The 20,165-nt window shown below is 71.1% G+C and carries 13 protein-coding genes; 4 read left to right on the top strand and 9 right to left on the bottom strand.

The window, feature by feature from the left end:
- The first annotated feature begins 642 nt into the window (after positions 1–642).
- On the top strand, positions 643–1,596 hold the full coding sequence (locus tag ACIRL2_RS32680) for a carbohydrate-binding protein (RefSeq protein WP_402236867.1): 954 nt from the start codon (positions 643–645) through the stop codon (positions 1,594–1,596).
- Between the two features lie 467 nt (positions 1,597–2,063).
- Here ACIRL2_RS32680 and ACIRL2_RS32675 read toward each other — a convergent pair whose 3' ends face one another.
- The 6 genes from ACIRL2_RS32675 to ACIRL2_RS32650 form a co-directional block, all read right to left on the bottom strand.
- Positions 2,064–2,684, bottom strand: a complete 621-nt coding sequence (locus tag ACIRL2_RS32675; protein WP_395867400.1) for an L-threonylcarbamoyladenylate synthase — start codon at positions 2,682–2,684, stop codon at positions 2,064–2,066.
- 569 nt (positions 2,685–3,253) lie between these two features.
- Positions 3,254–4,375, bottom strand: a complete 1,122-nt coding sequence (locus ACIRL2_RS32670; protein WP_402236864.1) for a hypothetical protein — start codon at positions 4,373–4,375, stop codon at positions 3,254–3,256.
- A gap of 538 nt (positions 4,376–4,913) precedes the next feature.
- On the bottom strand, positions 4,914–5,492 hold the full coding sequence (locus ACIRL2_RS32665) for a hypothetical protein (RefSeq protein WP_402236861.1): 579 nt from the start codon (positions 5,490–5,492) through the stop codon (positions 4,914–4,916).
- A complete protein-coding gene (locus ACIRL2_RS32660) occupies positions 5,489–5,743 on the bottom strand; it encodes a DUF397 domain-containing protein (protein WP_402236859.1) in 255 nt (84 codons plus the stop codon). Before ACIRL2_RS32660 ends, ACIRL2_RS32665 begins: the two co-directional genes overlap by 4 nt.
- A 1,038-nt stretch (positions 5,744–6,781) precedes the next feature.
- Positions 6,782–7,534 carry a DUF4232 domain-containing protein gene (locus tag ACIRL2_RS32655; protein WP_402236856.1) on the bottom strand — a complete coding sequence of 251 codons (753 nt, stop codon included), beginning with the start codon at positions 7,532–7,534 and terminating at the stop codon, positions 6,782–6,784.
- Positions 7,535–8,001: 467 nt separating this feature from the next.
- Positions 8,002–8,739, bottom strand: a complete 738-nt coding sequence (locus tag ACIRL2_RS32650) for a S1 family peptidase (protein ID WP_395867397.1) — start codon at positions 8,737–8,739, stop codon at positions 8,002–8,004.
- A gap of 401 nt (positions 8,740–9,140) precedes the next feature.
- On the opposite strand from ACIRL2_RS32650, the gene ACIRL2_RS32645 reads away from it, so the two are divergent.
- A complete protein-coding gene (locus ACIRL2_RS32645; RefSeq protein WP_395867396.1) occupies positions 9,141–10,079 on the top strand; it encodes a hypothetical protein in 939 nt (312 codons plus the stop codon).
- Positions 10,080–10,366: 287 nt separating this feature from the next.
- Positions 10,367–11,242: a 4'-phosphopantetheinyl transferase gene (locus ACIRL2_RS32640; protein WP_402236854.1), complete on the top strand. Its 876-nt coding sequence runs from the start codon at positions 10,367–10,369 to the stop codon at positions 11,240–11,242.
- A gap of 237 nt (positions 11,243–11,479) precedes the next feature.
- Here the strand turns inward: ACIRL2_RS32640 and ACIRL2_RS32635 are convergent, their stop codons facing one another.
- The 3 genes from ACIRL2_RS32635 to ACIRL2_RS32625 all read right to left on the bottom strand — a co-directional run bounded on the left by ACIRL2_RS32635 (position 11,480) and on the right by ACIRL2_RS32625 (position 18,313).
- Positions 11,480–11,992, bottom strand: coding sequence for a hypothetical protein (locus tag ACIRL2_RS32635; RefSeq protein WP_402236852.1), 513 nt, complete (start codon positions 11,990–11,992; stop codon positions 11,480–11,482).
- Between the two features lie 151 nt (positions 11,993–12,143).
- Positions 12,144–16,712, bottom strand: coding sequence for a MobF family relaxase (mobF, locus tag ACIRL2_RS32630; protein WP_402236850.1), 4,569 nt, complete (start codon positions 16,710–16,712; stop codon positions 12,144–12,146).
- 344 nt (positions 16,713–17,056) lie between these two features.
- The gene (locus ACIRL2_RS32625; RefSeq protein WP_395867388.1) at positions 17,057–18,313 is read right to left on the bottom strand and encodes a M20 family metallopeptidase; all 1,257 of its coding nucleotides are present in this window, start codon (positions 18,311–18,313) and stop codon (positions 17,057–17,059) included.
- A gap of 523 nt (positions 18,314–18,836) precedes the next feature.
- Here ACIRL2_RS32625 and ACIRL2_RS32620 point away from each other — a divergent pair.
- On the top strand, positions 18,837–19,502 hold the full coding sequence (locus tag ACIRL2_RS32620) for a M20/M25/M40 family metallo-hydrolase (protein WP_402236848.1): 666 nt from the start codon (positions 18,837–18,839) through the stop codon (positions 19,500–19,502).
- The last annotated feature ends 663 nt before the right edge of the window (positions 19,503–20,165 follow it).

Raw genomic sequence — 20,165 nt, 5'->3', positions numbered from 1 at the left:
GGCCGTGGGGCCGGCCGCATGCCGACGACCTACGCCTTCGGGAGGGGTTCCGTGATGGCCGGCCCCGGGCGAGGACGCGCGCCCCGCACTCCCCCTGGCGCCGTCCGGCGTCGACGAGGTCATACGCCGCAAGGAACGTTGCCCCATGAACACGACCGTCCACAGCTGCGTCGAGGCCGCGCGCACTCCGACTCGACCCCGGAGGCGGAACCGACGGACGTCGGGTTCGAGTCGCAACAGACGTCGAGTTGTGTACTGCGGCCGTTACGCGGCCCGCACGGTCCCCGTCCGACGACAACGGGCGACTGTTCAACCACCGGTCGGCCTCGTCCGTCGATCGCCGGTCCGGGTTTCGGCTGTTTCACGCGAGCGGGGGCGCCTTGAGGGCCCACGACCACCGCGTGTGGCGGACGGACTTGTGGCGCCCGGATCACGTGATGTTATGGGCAGATGTGATTACCCCGGGCACCGTGCCACCGGCTACTTTGGTGCCGCCCGATCGGAGCTGTACGGGAACGTCCCGCTCGACGGTGGTCGGTTCGGACTCCGCGGCGGCGCTCGTCTCCCGGTTTCATGCCACTTCCGCCCCCGTCGAGGAGACGCATGTCCCGCCGCGCCCGTCCACGTCCTCGCTCGTTACCCATGGCCCTGGCAACCGCCGTGGTCACCACGCTCGTTGCGCTCGTCGCGCTGGGCCCGGCCGGACCCGCCGGTGCGGCCGGCTCGCCGCCGTCCGGCGCCGTTCCCTCGCCCACCGCGCCGCATCGGGGAGTCGTCGCGCAGACCGGGTCCGACGCGCCGACTCCCGGGCGGGACGCGGCCGTTCGGGCCTTCGTCGAGCAGCGCGCCGAGCTGCGCGCGGCGCTCGCCGGCGACTCCGCGGACACGCCGGACCACGCCGCGAAGGGCGGTGCGGGCGCGAGCCTCGCACCGACGCACAACTTCTGGGGTGTCTTCCCGCAGCCGGGCACGCACGACGGGATCACCGCCACGCACAGCGTGGATCCCTCGTACAAGGTCACCAACTCGCAGAACTTCGCCTACGCCCCGACCACCAAGGCGCAGAACTCGTGCATGGAGGTGGTCACCGCCTACTGGAGCCAGGGCGCCGAGATATGGGCGTGGGACTGGTGCGGCACGAGCGGCCCCGCCAAGACCCTGAAGGTGAATGCCGACTTCCTGGCGAAGTACACCACCACCACCGGTGGAATCACGTCCTACAGCGTGCAGTTGACCAAGGACGCCACCTCGGGCAACGCATGGTCGTCGTATCTGTACAACCACCGCACCCAGGCCTGGGAACTGCTGTTCCGCTCCTCCGGCACCGACCAGAGCCGGCTCGCCTACGGCTGGGACATCTTCGAGATCTACGCCACGGTCAACCCCGCCACCGGCAAGGGCTACTTCTGCACCGAAGCCCGCAGCACAGCATTCGACAGCGCCGACATCAAACTCCGCAGGGCCGGCGCATGGCAACTGGCCACCCCCACCGACTCCCCCTGGACCAGCACCAACCCACGCGGTAGCGACTTCCTGTGCCCGACGCTCACCTTCACCCGCGCCGCAGCCAACCACCACTGGACCGTCCACCCCTGACCATCACAAGTACCGCGCCACGACCGGACTTCGCACGGGCCGGACCACAACGCACGCCGGACCCGCACCCGCCGCAAGTCGGCCTTTGCCGCGTCCGCTTCCGCGACCTTCACCACTCGACCGCAACACCTCGCCCGGAGGGCCTCGCAAGGCCCTCCGAGGCGCTGCCGACCCGCCGGCACACCACCGGGCAGCGAGCCGAGTTGTAGTCGATCGCGATGATCAACTGGGCAAGGGCCGGCAGGGCCAGGGTCAATCCGAGACGGCGGCGCGGCGGTGTGGCGGTGCACTCGCCGAGATGATCACCTAGGGCGTCGACCCGCTCGCCCGCTACGCCACCACCACACACTGACCCCTCACCTCACCCCACACCGCAACCGCGCACCGACCGGCCCGGGCCCGGTGTCGCTCGGGCCCGGGTCGGCGGCTCGACCCGGGCGCCGGCGTCTTCGCCCGAAGGCCGGCCGCTACTCGAACCGCGCGGTGTCGCCCGCGCCTCGGCGTACGATCTCGGCCTCGTCGCTGGAGTAGTCGACGACCGTGGTCGGCTGGGTGCCGCAGTCGCCCGAGTCCACCACGGCGTCCACCACGTGGTCGAGCCGCTCCTTGATCTCCCAGCCCTGTGTCAGCGGTTCGTCCTCGCCGGGCAGGAGCAGCGTGCTGGAGAGAATCGGCTCACCGAGTTCGGCGAGCAGGGCTCGGGTGACGACGTGATCGGGAATGCGGACGCCGACCGTCTTCTTCTTCGGGTGCAACAGTTGCTTCGGTACCTCGGACGTGGCGCGGAGGATGAAGGTGTAGGGACCGGGCGTCGATGCCTTGATGGCACGGAACGCGTCGTTGTCCAGGTGTACGAACCGGCCCAGTTGGGCGAAGCTCTCGCATACCAGGGTGAAGTGGTGCCGGTCGTCGAGGTTGCGGATCGTCCGGATCCGGCTGATGCCGTCACGGTTGCCCAACTGGCATCCCAGTGCGAAACAGGAATCCGTCGGGTACGCGATGAGCGATCCGGCGCGGATCAGGTCGACCACGCTGGTGATGGTGCGCGGCTGGGGGTTATCGGGGTGCACATCGAAATACTTCGCCATCCGCCGACCCTAAGGGGAAGAGCGCCCGCCGCCGGCCAACGGATGCGACTCCGAACCTGATCGCCGGCCCCGGCCCGCAGAGGCGTCGCGGCCGGCGCCGGTGTCAGGTGTGCTCGGTGAGGTGGGCCGGGAGCCGGCCGACGAGGGCGCGGACGGCTCCGGAACGGCTCCGCCGAGGACGATCTCGGTGCAGGTCCGCCGTCGCGATCCGGAGGCAGAGTCGGTGATGGGATGGGGGTGGCGGGAATCGTGGTCATGGTGGCGGGCCCCGAAACGGTGGTGGGTAGCGCTGCCTGAGCGGGCACACCCATCGCCGCCCCCTACAACGGCGAAGCGGCGGGATCGGGCGGGGGCGCCCAACTGGTTCGGGAGGTGCGGTGTACGTTCGGGTCGGGGCGGGGAACGAAGGGGCCGACGGCCCCGCCGTTGTCCGTGGTCGGGCCCTGGTGGCGTCCCGCGGTGTTGGTGGCGTTCCCGGGCCCTGGCAGTCCCGATCGTCGTCCCGACACGGCAGGCGGCTCGCGCGCGCCCACGCTCGGCGTGAACGCGGTTCCATGGGACGCGCGTCGTCAGCCTTTTTCCAGGCTTTTGTGCACACCGGCACCGGTTGCCATGAATGCGCTGTGGATGGGATTCTGCAGAATGCGATCGGCCGAGGCTCGCTGATTCGTCATCACGCGGGACGCCGGCACGAAGCCCAGGCTGCCGGTCACCGGGTCCTGGGCGCGGATCGGGTTCGACTTTTCGGGCTTCAGCCCCGCGACCGTGGTCGGAGCGGCCCAGCGAATAATATCGGGCAAGGGCATACGGGAGTCGTTGAGGTAGGCGTTGGAAACGGCGGGACGGGGCTTGAAAACCCGGGTCAGGTTGCGGAACCTGTGGACGAGACCCGCAGTGGCCCTACTCGCTCCTCGCAACGAATCCATGACGCGGGCCCCGACGCGTCCGGCGCCCGTTCGATCGGCGATTCGCCCTCCCCATTCCCGAGCGAAGTCGCCGGCCCGTTCTCGGAGGTTCGAGCGGCGGCCGGTCCCGCTACCGTGCCACGGGCGATCGAGATCGTTCATGAGTTCGCCATAGGCATCAAGGGCAACCTCGTGCGGCCGCCCAGTGCTCAGGCGCACGACCTCGAAGGCTCGGGCACCCAACTCGTACTCCTCTCCCTCGAGAAATTTGAGCGCGTACTTTCCGAGGACGCGCCCGACCTCGATGGTCGACGTATTGTTTCTCGTGCGCCGGGCATTCCTTCCGATCTTGGAAATGAGGTCGCTTCCCTTGACGCCGCGGCCGCCGTTCTTCCTCGCCTCGGCGTCGGCTTGAAGAATGTGCCCGAACTCGTGGGTCGCGATGGCGATCGGATTCGCCGGGACATCCTGACTTTCCCATCCATTCTCGACATCATGGCGCAGAGTGCCCAGGAGGATGTCCCGATTATCGACTCCCGCCCAATTCGAATCGAATGTGATCTTCTCGTCGTCGGCGATTGCATAGGCATTGCCAAACGATTCCGAGATATCCTCTATCGCAACCACGCGCAATCCGGAGTCGGGAAAGTCCTCGATACACCGCAGGAGGCCCTCGACGTACTCGCGAGCCGTCTCCGGATGTGTGGCCTCACCACCCAGGCTGGCGGTGAGGTCAACGCCGGCCACCCAGGCCTCGTCGACGAGGACCATCTCGATGTCGTCCACGGTTCTCGCGTTTCGCAGGCTCTCCCGAATCTCGGTGGAAGTTTCGGGGAAACGAAACGGGACGGACCTGGCCCATGGATTCTCGATCTCCGTCCCCTTCCGACACCGATGATCCGACGGCCCATCGAAGCGCCAGGATCCCAGGCCCCCGCCCCCACCGCCATCGACCCCACCCATGGCACAGCCGTCTCGTCCGCACACTCCATTCCGGTACGAGGCGACTGCGGCGCACGCGCGCACCGTACGGGATCGAGGGGCGGGTCGTGGTGGGCGGCGCGTCTCGCAGCCGACGCAGGCGGTCCCGCTTCGCCGTGGTACTACGCACGAAGCGCCGGGCGGGCAGGACGGAGCCGTCGGCGCGTCCGGCTTGTCGGGTCGACCGGCACGCGCCGATCGCCGAACCCCCGCCGCAGGTTCGTACATTCCCGGTGGCGGCCCGGTCGCAACCGGTAGCTCCGGGAGCTACGCGACGGCTTCTCCTACGTGGAAACACGGGAGGGCGCCTCGCCGACGCCGGTGGGCGTCTGCCCGAACGGCGCTATCGGGGGACGGAGCCGTAGCCCGGGGGGCGGTCGAGCGGGAGTTCCGTGATGCCCAAGTCTCGTCGCATCACCTGGCGCACTTCGTACAACATCTCGGCGGCCTTGTCGATGTGCGCCTTCAACGCGTCGAGGTTCTCATCCGGCGTTTCGCCCCTGTCGTGTTGCCGCACGACTCGGTGCACGAGGTACAGGCGCTGGACGAGTGGCCCGACCAGTTCGATGACGTTGTCCGCGGCGATCATCTGTGCCTTCGCGTAGGCGGCTCTCAGTTCGCCTTCGGATTCGTCCTCGACCTGGACCTGTGATGGCTCGATCGTTTGGTTTGCCTTCAAGGTCCGCCAATGGTGCAGCAGGTGCGTGTACTTGTCGCGTAGGGCCTGGTTCAGGTCGCCGTACGACTGCCGCCGTGCCTCGAGGTGGGCGCGGCGCGCGTTCTCCGCCTCGGTGTCGATGTGCATCCGTTCCGCGTGGCGAAGTTCGATGATCTTGGATTTCATCGCTCCGCGTTGCGCGAAGACACCGGCGGCGAGCGTACCGACCACCCCGACGATCGCCACGATGAGTGAGTCGTTCACAGACGGTCCGAATCGGTGGGCCGCACCCGCGTGGACGCCAGGAATCCCTGCCACGCCGGTCGGCCGAACAGGATGCTCTCGGGCCGGGGCCAACCGGAATCCCGAACGCCGACGCGAACCGACACCGGGGCGACCTCGACGCAACATCCCTCGGCACCGCTGTGGGTGCTCTTGCGCCAGCATGGCCGCTCCGGGTTGCCGCAACTCGGGTCGGCCTTACTGTTCTTCGTCGACTTCCGGCGCCCGCCCATGAGCGTCCCCTCGTTCGCTGGTCACTCCATCATGTCGAACCGTGACCAGGCGCGGGACTTCGTGTGGACCGGATGGAATACACCTGGTCACGTACCGGGAGGAACGACAAGAGGAGGGCTGCGACCCTGCACAACAAGAACGGCAACGTCGAACGCCTGCGCGTCATGTGACGCGCTGACGGAAACACGAACACACGAACACACGGACGCGCAAGAGCCCGTCACGACGGTCCTCGACGTCTCGTGACGGGCGTCGACCCGTCACACGCTTCGGGGGATTCACTCATCGTCCGCCGCCTTTCCCGCGCACGGCGCACGTGGCACGTGGCACGGAGGTTGTACCCGGGGCGGCCTCGGTGTCGGGAGACGCCGGTCGGGCGCGGTGTGGGAACTCCGGCCCGTACGAGGGAAACGAAGGTGAGCACGACTATGAGGGGTCGGAGGTTCCCGGCTCCGCTGGGCCAGGTGGTGCCTATCACTGGGGTGATCCTTCCGAACATCCGATGCACGCGACCCGCGGATGTCCGGGAGGTACGCCCGGAGCGCGTGGGCGGCGTGAAATGCCCTTCGCTGTTTTCCCGTTCGCGAGGCCCGTTCCGTCCGGTCCGGGTTCCAGGATCTTTCGTACGGTGCTCGAAGGGTGCTCGAACGCCGGCCGATCGGCGCACCGTCCCTCGTTGGGCTCGGCCACCGTTTCACGGCCGGCGGACGGCTCGGGAAGGGGTCGTCGGGGTCGGGTCGAGGTGTGCGCCGGGATAAACAAGAGCGACATCGTCAGGTTCGTCGGTGGGCGTGCGTCTGCGGCCGCTCGACCGATTCCGGAACGGTGCGGTGGTGGTGGGGAGTACATCCCTCGCCGGGCGGACGGGTCGCGACTGGGGCCGTGGTCTTGCGGGGTTGTCGGCCGGGATTCGGTCCGCGCAGGTGTGCGGGCGGGTTCTTTGGGGGTTCGCCGGGTCGCCGGGTGTGGCGAGGGCGGGGTTGTGGGGTGACCAGGGCCTGGGTTCGGCGGCGCTTCCGTGTGCGTTGCCGTTGCGGTCAGGAGGTTGTGGGTGTGTCGGCGGCGGTCATCGAGGTGACCGCGTCTGTGACCGTGCTGCGGTAGAGGCCCAGTTTGGGCTTGAGGACGGGGGTGGCGGAGCCGAGGGGGAAGTTGAGGGTGTCCGCGTTGGCCATGTGCTCGGGGTCCGCGAGGACGTTGAGTTCGTCGACGCGGGTGGCGGAGGTGCTCGCACCTTCGGGGTTGAGGTCGATCACCGCGTAGGCCGTTTGGCCGACCGACAGGGGGTACGCCGGCGCGCCACCCAGGCCGCCGGGGATCAGCGGCTTGACGCTCGCGGTGCGATCGGATGACTTCGCGGTGTCCAGGTAGACCAGTGGATAGTGGCTCAGACCGCACGCGGTGGTACCGGTATTGCGGACCTCGATCACCCGTTGACCGGTCGCGCCGGGGCGCGGGGTCACGCGTATCGACAACTTCTGCTTGTCGCACGGGTGGGTGTAGGCGTAGGCGTCGTCCGCTCCACCGCCGGGCTTGTTGTTCGCGCCGGATGTGGCCCCGGCGGGCGCACTCGGACGCGAGGACGCCGAAGTGGACGACGTGGGCGCGGCGGCGGGCTGCCCCGAGGTGAGCGAATCGGGCTGTGCGGCCGGTGCCCCGGTCGGCGGGGACGACACCGAACCACCCGCCGCGGGTGAGGACGCGCCGTCGGACCCACATGCCGCCAGGCTCAGGACGGCACCGGCAACGAGAGCGGTCGACAGGATCAAGGGACGGCGACGCACAGACATGGGGGCTCTTCTCGAACGCGCATGAACAACGGGACGGTTCCAAGGACGGAACCAAGATCCGTTCGAGTTCCGCGCCGCACGTCACAATCGACGGGACAACACACCCACGAAACCGTGACATACGAACCCCTTGAACCCCGCGTGGCGATCCGATATCCGCGATCCGATATCCGGCGATGCGTCGACTGCGGCGCTCGGTGACCGCCGCCTCGATCCGCGGCCTCGATCCGCCGCCTCGCCCCGCGGCCTCGCCCCGGATGGTGGCGTGCTCGCGGGGCGGTTCCAGGTGCTGTTCCTGTTGGAACGACGTCGAGTCGGAGCTCGGTGGGGCGGCGGTGTTGGAAGCCGTGTGGCGTCCGGCGGTGCGTCCACGCAGGGCACCGCCCCTGGGCCCGCCCGGAGTTCGGTGGCGGGGACGGGTCCAGGGGCGAGAGGAAGGCGCAGCGAGGTTGGGAACGACGAGTCGGTCAGACGCCCGCGATGGACTGGATCCACGAGCGGTACGCGGTCACGTTCGTGTAGGCGGTAGTGGTTTGACGGTCACTGGTGGATGCAACGCCGACCTGGATGCCGTTCGCGTTCATCGGACCGCCCGAGTCGCCGCCCGCGGTGATGCCGTTGCCGTAACGGGCGCAGATCGCCGAGCCGTTGTACGCGTCGCGGCAGCCGCCGGTGACCGTCACATTGGCGACTTTCAGGAACTGCGACTGGCAGTTGATCTCCTGGCCGCACCGGGACGTCGCGCCCCAGCCGTAGACCTGGACGCTCTGACCCACCGTCACCGATCCGGGCTGCCCGAGTCGGGCGTAGGTCGCCGAGACGGAGCGGTCCAGGCGCACCAGGGCCAGGTCCGCCGACGGGCTGGTGTAGGTCTGGGCGCCGTTGGCCACGGTGCCGCCGGAGCTCTGGTCGAGGCTGCCGATCCGGAAGGTCAACTGCCCGCCGCTTACGCAGTGTTTGGCGGTGAGGATCCAGGTGGGCGCGATGATGGTCGAGGTACAGGTCTGCCTGCCGGCGGAGAACAGGCGGGCTGCCCATGGGGCGTTCTGTGCGTATCCGCCACCGATGATCGGCTGGGGACCGTTGGCCGACGGGTTGTCGTTGGAAACGCCGGCTGGGGCGGGGGAAGCAGTGGCGGTGGCGCCGAGGGTGAGCACCATGAGCAATGCGGCCAAGAGGGCGGGGACGATCTTGGTTATTCGCAAAGTTCCTCGTTTCCGACGACACGCGATATCTCGCGTGTGGGGTGCAGGGGGTACCAGGATCCCCAACGCCGGATTCCACGGGTAATAGCAATCTCCCCTCTTGGCGATGTTATGGATCGGCGCGAACTGTGCCGGTTGTGGCGGGAGTTGAGTCGGTTTGGGGAGAAATCCGATCGACTTCGGCAGGTATCGGGCACGGATCGCGGAGGACCTGGGACGACGGATCCGGGTCGGGGTCGTCGGGAGGGCGCGTCGATGCCGGAGGGCGTGGGTGGGACCGAGGGGTTGGGAATTCCTTGATCGTTCAGGCGAGCGGCGCCTGCCGGACATGGTTCCTGCGCCATGGTCTTGGCGGCCGGACATGGTGGTGCGGCGTGGGCGCGACAAGGAGTTGGGTGGACGTGAAGCTGATCGTGCGGGGTCGGAAAGCGGTGCGGCGAGGACTGTCGGTGGGCGCGGCCTGCCTCGCACTGTGTGCGACGGTCGGGCTGACCGGTACGGCGCACGCGGAACAGGCGCCGGAGGGCACGAGCGCGGCGTTCCCGTCCGCGATCAAGGGGTGGAAGGCGATCGGGCAGTACGAGATCGACGCGCAGTCCCAGGCTCAGGGGCTCGCCGGCGTACGGCCGCGCGGTGGCAAGCCGTACATGTACTACGCGGGGAACACCTCCATTCCCGCACCTGTGCGGGAGCGTGGGTGGTCGCACATCGGGGACCCGGACTCCTCTCGCGGGTATGTGTTCGACGCCTATCAGGGCGGCGGGGACGCGACGTCGAAGATGTTCAGGGTGACCACGCCCTCGGGTGTCGCGCACGAGTACGTACACGCGTTGGCGCCGGGCGAGGCGATGAACAACTCGTTCGCGGCGGTTGCCCCCGACGGCCGCTGGCTCGTCTCCGGCGAGTGGGACACGATGACCCGGCTGCTGGTCTTCCCGACACCGATCCTGAACGGGGCCACGCCGCGCAGCGGAGGTACGCTGCCGCTCGCCGCGACGATCGAGTTGGATCGTCCGGTCAAGGACATCCAGGGATGCACGTTCCTGGACGCCAAGCGGCTGCTGTGCGCCTCGGACGACTCCGACGCGAAGCTGTTTCCCGAGGCCAAGCCACTCCTGCAGATCGAGCTGAAGAAGGCGTTGAACGGGAAGACGGTGACCGGGCACGTGACTTCGCTCGGCGCGCTCCCCCTGCTCAGCGCGTGTCCCGGTGCGGCCGTCGACTTCGAGACCGAGGGCGACGACTACGACCGGCGCACGGGGGTTCTCCGCGTCGAGATGATTCCGCCGCGTGACTGTGCGGCGCGCGCCACGGTCTACGAGTTCGAGCGAAAGCGCTGACGGCCGGCCGCCGGCAAGGCGTAGGCGGCGGACAGCGACAGAAGCGGATCTCGGTCGGTGGCGGCGCTGCGACGCGATGGTGGCCGGGCGCGGTGACCTCGACGGCATCGTCGCACTGCGGCGATGGCGGTGGTCGGCGGCCGACTGCAGCCCGTCACCGATCAGGGCGGCATTCCTCCCCGCGCGGTCGCCTCGGACGGGCCGCGCGGGGGCGGGGCGTCGGGGTGGATAGGATGATTTGCGTTTCCTTCGCCTCCCGTGGCCCGTACGTCCGAGACAGGCAGATGATGATCGAACGAATTCTGCCGCCCGGAGTCGTCTTCTCGGAGGTGTTCGGTGATCCGCCGGGGCACGCGCTGTTTCCGGAGGAGGAGGCGATCATCGCCGGCGCTCCCAGCGCTGAACGGCGCAGGGAGTTCACGACCGGTCGACGATGCGCCCACCGTGCCCTGGCCGAACTCGGATGTCCGCCCGGACCAGTGCTCAAGGGTCCGGACAAGGCACCCGTGTGGCCGAACGAGGTCACCGGCACGATCACCCACGACCTGGGATACCGCTGCGCCGCGGTGGCCCGAGTCGCGGACATCCTCAGCATCGGGATCGACGCCAACGCCGGAAGCAGACCGGTCACCGTGGGGTGGGATCGCATGACGGGGCCGGCGGAACGGCGCCGACTGGCCGAACTCGCGGCGGAGCGACCCGACGTCCCGTGGGATCGCATCCTGTTCAGTGCCAAGGAGGCGGCCTTCAAGGCGTGGTATCCGCTGGCCCGGACCAAGGTAAGCATGCGGCAGGCGGAGGTGCTGATCGACCCGGACCGTGGGACGTTCCGGGCGAACGTGCTGCTAGCCCCCGGCCCCGAGGTGAACGGCCGTCCGCTGACCGGCGTTTCGGGGCAGTGGATGGTCGCGGAGGACGGCCTGGTCCTCACGGCGGCGAACGTGATCAACTCCGACCGGTATCGCCCCGGGGCAAGAGCCCAGGGTGTGTCCGCGGCCGTCGTCGCCGGCCGGGGCTGGTCACCGGCGAGGGCGACCTCGGGTCATGTGCGCCCCACTCGGGCGCCTCGGATCCCGTCGTCGCCCACCCCGCATACCCGGCACCCCGCGGTCGCTCCGGCGACAGTGCCTCGGACGGACGTCCAGCGCGGCGTACAGATGTAGGCGGAGTCGTCGAGAGCGCTGCGTGCCGATGTCGGCGAAGGTCGTCAAGACCGCTCGTAGTCTTCGAGGACCAGCGCCCGGACGGCAGCTTCGGATCGAGCGGCATCGTCTTGGCGGCGGCGCCGGCCGGGGCCTGCGCACGCGCGGTTTCGTCCCAGGGAGAGGGCGCGTTGCCCGACCCGACGCGGCACGGGCGTCACCAATCCGCCGCAGCGGTACGAACCTTCCCGGGGCGGCTCAGCGTTCCGGATCCCGTTGATCGCCGTCCCGAGCGGCCGTCCTCTCGGAACCCTGGAACCCAACCGGGTGTGCCCCGTGACCCGAGTGGGTCCGGCCGCTCCGACCGGCGTCCTTGGCGGGAGCGAAGCCCAGGCGCGGGCGCGCGGAGGCGCCCGGCGACCGGGGCGGTATCCCGGTGGGCGCGGGAGCCTCGAAGCCCGCCTTGATCCGCGTCGGCGCGTCGTTGGTCCGCATCGAGTTGTCGGCCATACCCGATGCCACGAAGCCGATCGGCGCCTCCGCCGAAAACTCCATCGCGGGCAGCGGCGGTATGCCAGGTGAATCGGGCCCCTGGAAGCCGAACTGTTGCTCCGTCTTCGTCCCGATGTCCTTGGGGACGGTATAGATCGGCTTCGGCGGCACGAACCCGACGGGTTGCATGGGGTATTTCTTCTGGCTGCGGATCGCCACGGCGAGTTTGGGGTCCGGAGCTCCCGGCGGAAGAGCCTTCGGTTGGTACTTGTCGGCCATCGTCCCTCCCGATTGTTCAGGCTTGGTATGGGCACGGAACGGGCACCGCGGTCAGCACCCGTCGGGCAGCGCGAACAAGCTTTATACACCGAAACGTTGGATGGGCAACGACTGCACACAGTGCCCGAGTCGGTCCGGTATCCCGTCGGGGTCATCCCCTGTCCGGCTCGCGATCGTATCGGGCGGGGATCTCGTGCCGGGGCTCGGCGCCATCGACCGTACGAGCGGCCTCCCCCGCACCCTCGTCGGCGGGGCCGCGAGCGGCGGCGATGTCGCCGGCCGGTGTGAAGCCGGCAGCGGCCACCCCTGCGCCCGCCTGGCGTCGTTGTTCGATGATCGCTCGGGCGCGTGCCGCCCGTGCCGATGCCTCCTCCAGACTCATCGGCTCCTCCGACGGCGGGGGATTGCTCGAACGTGGGGGCGGTGTGGACGCGTTGCCGGTCGGTTCGGGTCGCGGCGGACGCGAGGAGGCCGGGTCGGCGCCGGCGCCCTTGGCCTTGTGCCAGGTAGCCGCGGTTGCGCCATTCCCGCCGCTTGCGCCATTCCCGCCGTTCCCACCGCTTTCACGGCTTCCAACGCTTGCACCGCCTGCACCGCTTGCACCGCTTGCACCGTCGACGACACCCTCGGATCGACGTCGCGCCCCGGCCGACCCGGGCAAGGGCGGCTCGGGATCAGCTCGCATCGCGTCGGCGCGCATCCCGCCGGCTCGCATCGCATCGGCCCGGCGCTCGCGTCGGTTCAGTTCCGCGCGGGCCGTCCGAGCCTGCTCACGCGCCTCGGCCGTGTGCGCGTACCACGCGAGCCGGGCGGCGTGGATCGTCTCCAACGTCCGGGCCCGAGTCTCCGCCGACGCGGCGCGCCACGCCGCCAGTTCAGCGGATCGCTTGGCCGCCTCCGACTCCTGCGCGCTACCGGCGGTCCACGATGCCATCAACGCCCGGACCCGCTCCTGTTGCCAGTGTGCCTGCTCCTCCGCCGCCGCCTTGAGTCGATCCGCGACGTGCGGCGGGGCCCAGAGTTCCTCGCGCTCGTACCGCTCCAGGGAACGGCGCAGTTCGGCTTCCGAGGCGCCTTCGGCGCCGTGTGCGTCGGCCGCGACGCCGAGCGCCTCGGCGGCCCGGTCCCATGCGTACCGGGCGTCCACCGCATCCGTGGCCGGAGCCGGGCCGATCGCGTCGCCCGACCGGGTGTAGCCGTAAGCCTCCCGGTAGTTCGCCACCAGGCCGGCCCGGCGCGCCCACTCCTCACGGGCACCGGGATCACTCGGTACCGTGCCCAACCGCTCCAGTGCCCACTCGGGCGGGGACTGCGCGGCCGCGCGCCCCAGTTCCTCCACACGCTGGTCCATCACCTCCGCGAGCCGTCGCAGGTACACACCCACGGGATCGTTCGCCGCGGGCGTGCGAGCGAGATAGCCGGATCGTGGGCGTGGCACCTCGCGTTCGTCGCCGCCCCGCGCCGCCCGGTCGCCGTGACCCGCGGCGCCGGGCGTCGCGCCGGCGCCCGAGGACCGCGTGCCGTGGGCCGCGCCCTCCCCCGACAACCGCGTGCCGTGGGCCGCGCCCTCCCCGCGGGACCGCGCGCCGGGCATCCTCCCCGACCCCGATCGCCGCCCCTCGGCGGTCCGCGCCTCCCGCCCGGTGGGCATCGGGCGGGCCGCGCGGTCGAGTTCCCGCTCCAGCCGCCAGTGCAGCACTTCGGCGACGCTGTCCGCGTCCGCCAATCCCCTGGCCCGTATCGCGGTCCGCAACAACCCGTACGCGTCGTGGCCCGCCCCTTCGACGCGCCGCAACAATCGGGTCAGGGCACCGAACGCCGGGTCGTCCTGGACGCTCGCGCCGTCGCGCGCGCCGAGTTCGTCCATCAGCACGCCCAGACAGTCCGCCGCGGCGCGCTGCTCGACCAGGTCGCTCCACACCGGCGCCCACGTCCGCAGCGAGTCCGCCTCGGTGAACGCGTCGCGCATGGCCTCGGTCGCCGAACGCTGCGCCTCGGTGCGACTGAGCACCGCGGCGAACACCGACCGCGCCCCCGCGTCATCGGATTCCGCGGCCGCCAGGTAGACGTGGTTGGCCGCCCGGGCCCGGGTGAGCGCGACGTAGAGCTGCTCACGGCTCATGCCGGCGGCGACCAGCGCGTGCGCGGCCTCGACCGTGCGGCCCTGCACCGCGTGCACCGTTCCCGCGTAGCCCAGTTCGACGTGATCCCGGACGTACGCGGCCGGCACGCGCAGGGTCTCGCCGTCGTCGTAGGCCACCGTCAGCCCGCCGTCGGCATGCCGTTCCAGCACCCGCACGACGTCCCGGTTCGTGGCCCAGTGGCCCTGCCCCGAACTTGTCAGCGTGGGATCGTTGCGCCTGAGCTGCACACGGTCGCCGCGCCCCGCCACGTTGCCGTCCGCGAGCGGCACACCCGCCGCCTCCACCCGTCCCAGACTCACCAGTTGCGCACGGGCGCGGCCCGACAACTCGGCGGCCAGTTCCCGGGTGGGGACCACGAGCAGCGCGTCCAGGCCGGAGAGGTGATCCACCAGCCAGCCCCGGTAGGCCGCCTCCTTCATCTCCTCGGCGGTGCCACCGTGCGCCCGCCCACGCGCGTCGTACTCGGCGAAGACCTCGGCGTCGCCCTCGCGCACCCGCAGACTCGCCGCGCGTTCCCAGTCCGCCCGGAAACGGCGCACCTCCTCGAGGGTGTGCGTGTGCGGGAGATCGCGTGCGAGCAGGCCGAACATGCCGCCCGCGCCGATCTCCGCGGTCTGCCCGTGGTCGCCGGCCAGGACCACCTTTGCGCCCGCCTCGGCGGCCAGGGACAGAATCTTGTCCAGGTCCGCGGTCGCGCACGTGCCGGCCTCGTCGACGATGACCAACTCGCCCGCGTGGAAGGTGTAGAGGTCCCGGTCGGGCACCACCTCCCCCGCCGCGATCGCGGCGTTGGCGTTCAGGAACCTCCGGACGTTCGCGACCCGCGAGACGCCCTCGTCGGCCATCACCCGAGCCTGCCGCTGACCCACCGCCAGGCCCTTGACCGTTCCCCCGTTCGCCTCCCACAGCGCGCACAGGGCCGCGATGGTGTAGGACTTCCCGGTCCCGGCCGGGCCGACCAGCACGTCGACGAACCGACCGGCGGTCGCCAGGTCGTGGACCGCGGCGGCCTGGTCGGTGCCGAGGGTGGCACCGGCCAGGAATCGATCCACCATCGCCTGCGGCACGGCCCGCGCGCGTCCGTGCACGGCGTGCGCGATGATCCGCGCCTCGACGTCCAGATGCTCGACCGTGGTGTAGAGCACCGCCTCCGGCCGGGCGTAGCGCGAGGCGCCGTCGGACATCAGCAGCGCCGACGGCGCGGCCACCGGGTCCGGCGGGGTGAGCCGGATCAGGGCGGGCCCGCCCGGCGTTCGCGACTGCGGCGACAGCGCCCGGGCGGCCAACTCGGCCAGCAGGGAGCGGACCTCACCATGCGTCAGACCGCCGAGCCGGTCCGGGAGTTGCCGATTGAGCTCGGCGACGAGTTCGGCCTGCCGGAAGGTGGGTCGGTTCGCGGTCAGTTCGCGGATCGCCCTGGCGATCACCCGGTCCGGGTCGAACGGCTCGACCGTGGCGGCGGCACCGGCGTCGAACACCCGCCGGGCGATGCCCGCGAGCGACTCGCGCAGGTGCGTGGTGGCCGTCCGCTCCCAGCGCGCGAGCAGTTCCTCGCGCGACGCGGCATGCTTCTTCTTGGGCGCGCGGGTGTGCAGCGTCGCGGTCTGGGCCATGCAGGTGAGCTCGTACGCCGACGGCTTGCGTCCGTGCACGAGCCGGTACAGCTCCACCATGTCGGCGACCTTCGCCGAGATCACCCGGCGTCGGGAGGAGAACTGCTCGCGGACCTCCTCGCCGATGCCGAGGATCTCGCGGGCCTTTCCGTCCGGGCGCATGGCGAAGCGCACGTTCAGCGCTCTCGTCAGGGCCTCCTCGGCGACCCGCTCGGCGACGGCCGCGGCGGCGGGCCGCTCGGCGTACACGGCCCGCCCGTCCAGGGTTCGCCACCGCTCGATGCGTTCGCCGGTATAGGGGTGCACCTCGACCGAACGCACCCGGTTGAGCACGGCGCAGTGCACGTGCAACTGCGGGTCGTCGTCGCGCGAGGTGTGCTGGCGAAAGGCCGCCACGGTCCACTCGTGCGCGTCCACCCGGCGCACGCCGTTGTGTCCGGCCCGGGAGAAACCGGCGTGCTCCTGGAGGTGTTCGAGCCCGGCGCGTACGCCCTCCATCCACGCGTCCCAGACCGCCTGGGCCTCCTCGTGCCGGCCCTCGGCCTGTAACGCCGCGTGCAGGACGGACCAGCTCTTGGGCGCCGAGAAGGTCAGGTCGAGATACTTCACGGCCCGCACCTGGGTGCTCCGCACCCGATCGGCCACCGCGTCCCGCTCCTCGGGCGTGGCGGTGTCGGGCAGGGCCGCCAGGGCGTCCGCCAAGCGTTCCTGCACATCACGGTAGTTGCGCGGCGGCGCGCCCAACGGGGCACCGGTTCGCGGGTCGACCATGTCGCCGTAGAGCTTGCCCATGACCTCGGCGTCGACCTCGCCCCGGAGACCGAACGCGGCGGCGCCCGCGCCCAACCAGACGCCGGGAGGCTCCCCCGCGACCTCGATCGCCTTGAGGTAGTAGTGCTCGGCCCCGCGCCCGACCTGGTCGGTGAGATACCGGTGATCGCTCCCGGCGGAGATGGTCAGCACGGAACAGAGGGTAATCATGGGGCCACGGGTACGGAAGGGACTCGATGGATGCATAGGTGTGCGGGTTCTGTTGCTCTCACGCTCCGTGCGCGAATTACCTTGCCCTCGACCCCCGTTCCCCACGAGGGACGTGCGGCGGGACCCGGCGCCGCACCCACGAGCCGGGTTACGCTGGGGGTGGTTGCTCGTGGGAGCCGCCGGCAGGGGTCGGCGATTTTGCCCATCCGGGACCTCGGTCCCGGTACGGACTCCGGTCCGAGTCGCCGACCCCGTCCCGGCCGCCGGTCGGGACGGGGGCTCGCGACGGGGCACCGGGCCCCGCCGCGAACCCCCGACCCGGTGGGTCAGGCGGCGGCGCCGACGGTCTCGGGGCCGGTCGCCATCCGCGTCAGGTAGGCGGCGGCGACGGTGATCGCGCGCTCGTCGACGTCGAACCCTCCCTCGTGCAGGTGGGGGTAGTCGGCGGGGTCGACCCCGGGCGGCCGGACGCCCAGGCGCACCAGGTTGCCCGGCACGCCCGGCATGTCCGGGACCCCCGGAACGTCCTTGGTGCCCGCCAGATACCAGGCGAAGTCCTCACCGCCCTGGCTCTGTACGGTCGTCGCCACCGCCCCCGCGCCGAACAGGTCCACCACCGCCGCGCGCGACAGGTGGCCGAGGGTGTTCACCACGGGCGGCATCCGGTGGTGCTCGTGCTTCCACGTGAGGCCGGAGCCGCCGACGCGCATGGCGCCCTCGACGAGCTCGGTGATGAACTGCGGCATCCTGCGCCACGCGTCGGGGCTCGCGGTGCGCAGCGACCCGCCGAGGTCACCCTCGGTGGGGATCACGTTGAGCGCGGTTCCCCCGGCGTGCACCGTGGTCCAGGCGAACACCACGCCGTCGCTGGGGGCGAACCGCTGCACGAGTCCGGGCAGGGCGAGCATCATGTGCTGCAGGCCCGCGATCATGTTCGCGGTGAGGTGCGGTCGGGCGCTGTGCCCGCCCGTGCCCTCGACGTGGAAGCGGAACGTGTCCATGCCGGACGTGATCGGACCGTCGAGGATGGCGAGTCGGCCCACCTCGACCGTCGGGTCGCAGTGCACCATGTGGATCGACTCGACGTCGTCGAGCACTCCGGCCGTCATGGCCCGCAGCGCGCCGCCGGGCTGGATCTCCTCGGCGGGCTGGAACACCAGCCGCACGGGCCTGGGCAGCAGTCCCTGGTTGCGGAGTCCGACCAGGGCGAGCCCGGCGCCCAGAACCGCGCTGGTGTGCACGTCGTGGCCGCAGGCGTGGCATGCTCCGTCCACGGTCGAACGCCAGGGGACGTCCTTGAGGTCGGTGACCGGCAGCGCGTCCATGTCGCCGCGCAGGGCGATGAACGGGCGGTTCACCGCGCTGGGGTCGTTCGGGAAGATGTCGCAGACGACTCCGGTGCCGCCGGGGAGGACGCGGGGGCGGAGCCCGGCCTTCCGCAGGCGGGCGACCAGTCGCCGGGTGGTGCGGGTCTCCGCGAAGCCCAGCTCGGGGTGCTGGTGCAGGTCGCGGCGGAAGGCGATCAGCTCGGGGCCGAGCTCGTCGACCCCGGAGAGGATCCGGGTGGCCGTGGGCGTGGTCATGAGTGGTGCTCCTTGGTGTGGGATGTCCGGCGAGCTCCGGGCGGGTTTTGCCAACCCGTTCGGCGCTCGTGAGGCCTTGGGAGATCGACGGAGGGATCCGCCGCGCGCGGCGTGGGTCTCGGTGATCGACGAGCCGCGCGCCCGGCCGGTGACTCCCTGGGTGGGCCGGGCAGGCGCAGCCAGACCATGGCGCGGGTGTGGTGTCCAGGCATCTTTCCCGCCTGGACACCATGCCCGGGGTATGGTCTCCTCCGGTGCCCGGTCACACAGGGGGTCATCGGCTGGGTGTGGCTCGCCGATCACCGAGACCCGCGCCGCGTGTGGCACCCTGCGCCGCTCTCCCGAGGACTCGCGAGCGTCGGACGTGGGCAGGAGCCGCCCGGAGCTCGCCGGACATCCCACACCGGAGCACCCTCGTGACCGCGCCCGCGGCCGCCCGGATCCGGCCCGGGGGCGGCGGGCTCGGCCCCGAGCCGATCGCCTTTCGTCGCGGCGTGTACCGGCATCGCGAGGTGGGCGCCGCGTGGACCCGCACCACCCGGCGACTGGTCGCCCGCCTGCGGAAGGCCGGTCGAACCCCCGGGTCCTCCCCGGCGGTTGCGCCGGAGTCGGCTGCGACGTCTTTCCGAACGACGGCGCGGCGGACCGCGCGTTCATCGCCCTGCGCGGCGACATGGACGCGCTGCCGGTCACCGACCCCGGGGACGTCCCCTGGCGTTCGACCGTGGACGGGGCATGCCACGCCTGCGGCCACGACGTGCACACCAGCGCGGTTCCGGGTGTCGGGCTCGACCTGGTCGGACTGCGTGGCCCGGGGCTGCTGTTCGGGCCCGTGCGGCCGGTGTTCCGGCCCGTCGAGGCGATCCGGCCCGGTGGCGCGCTGCGGGTCGTGGTGGCCGGAGGGCTCGATGGCGTCGAGTCGAGCCGCACGGTGCGCGGGGATTCGACGGTCGAGGTGGGCCGGGTCGCCGTCCTCGGCGGTCCGATCATGTCCGGCATGGGCATGCTCCGCTTGCGTGTCGAGGGCGCGGGCGGGCGCGGCGCTCGACCGCACGTCGCCGTGAACGTGGTCGTGGGGCTGTGGCGGATGGTGTTCGCCCTGCGTGGGCTCGGGCGGAGTTCGTCCCCAGCGACGGCGTGGTGTTCGCCTGGACCCTGGTGCACGCCGGGGGAACCGCGCTCGACGTGATCCCCACCGAGGCACGACCTCGGCGGGGCGCCGCGCACCGCGAGCCCCGACGCGTGGCGCGGGATGCCGGAGATCGTCGCCGGGCTCGTCGGGGGTGTCATGCGTGTCGGTGGCGGCTTCGACGCGTGGACGGTCGGGCGCCGCCGGTTGTCGTCCGTGGGGAATGCCCTCGGACGCCGGTCGTGCGCGGCGGTGGTGGACCTGCTCGGCGCGGACACGGTGGCGGGGCCGTACGGAGTCGGGGCGGTGTGGACTTCGCCGCCCGGTGTCCGGTGGGCGCCGGGGACGTTCCGGGGGTTCCGGGCGTGCCGGGCGTGCCGGGTGCGGGTGGGTCTGGGCTTCCGGCCGCCCGGCCCCGACGTCTCCCCCGCCTGTGCGAGGGCGGTTCGGCGTCGGCGAGCGCGCGATCACCGTCGCCGCCGCCGGGCGTGCGCCGTGGCGACCGGCCCCGAGACCGTCCCACCGACGACCCACCGGGGCGGGGGTTTGCGGCGGCGCGCCGACCCGCCGCAAGACCCCGTCCCGACCGGCGGCCCCACGCCCGGGCGTTCCGGCCTCGGGGTCACCGACGAGCCGGGCCCGGGCTGGGCGGACGCCGGGCCGCCCGTACGCCCGCCGACCCGCACGCGGGCGGGGCGCACCTTCGCATCGTGATGCACGGGT

The sequence above is a fragment of the Embleya sp. NPDC127516 genome (genome assembly GCF_044765325.1).
In the GTDB taxonomy this organism is placed as follows: domain Bacteria; phylum Actinomycetota; class Actinomycetes; order Streptomycetales; family Streptomycetaceae; genus Embleya.
The sequence above is the reverse complement of the archived record's forward strand: the minus strand, read 5'-3'. Positions and strand labels throughout refer to the sequence as shown.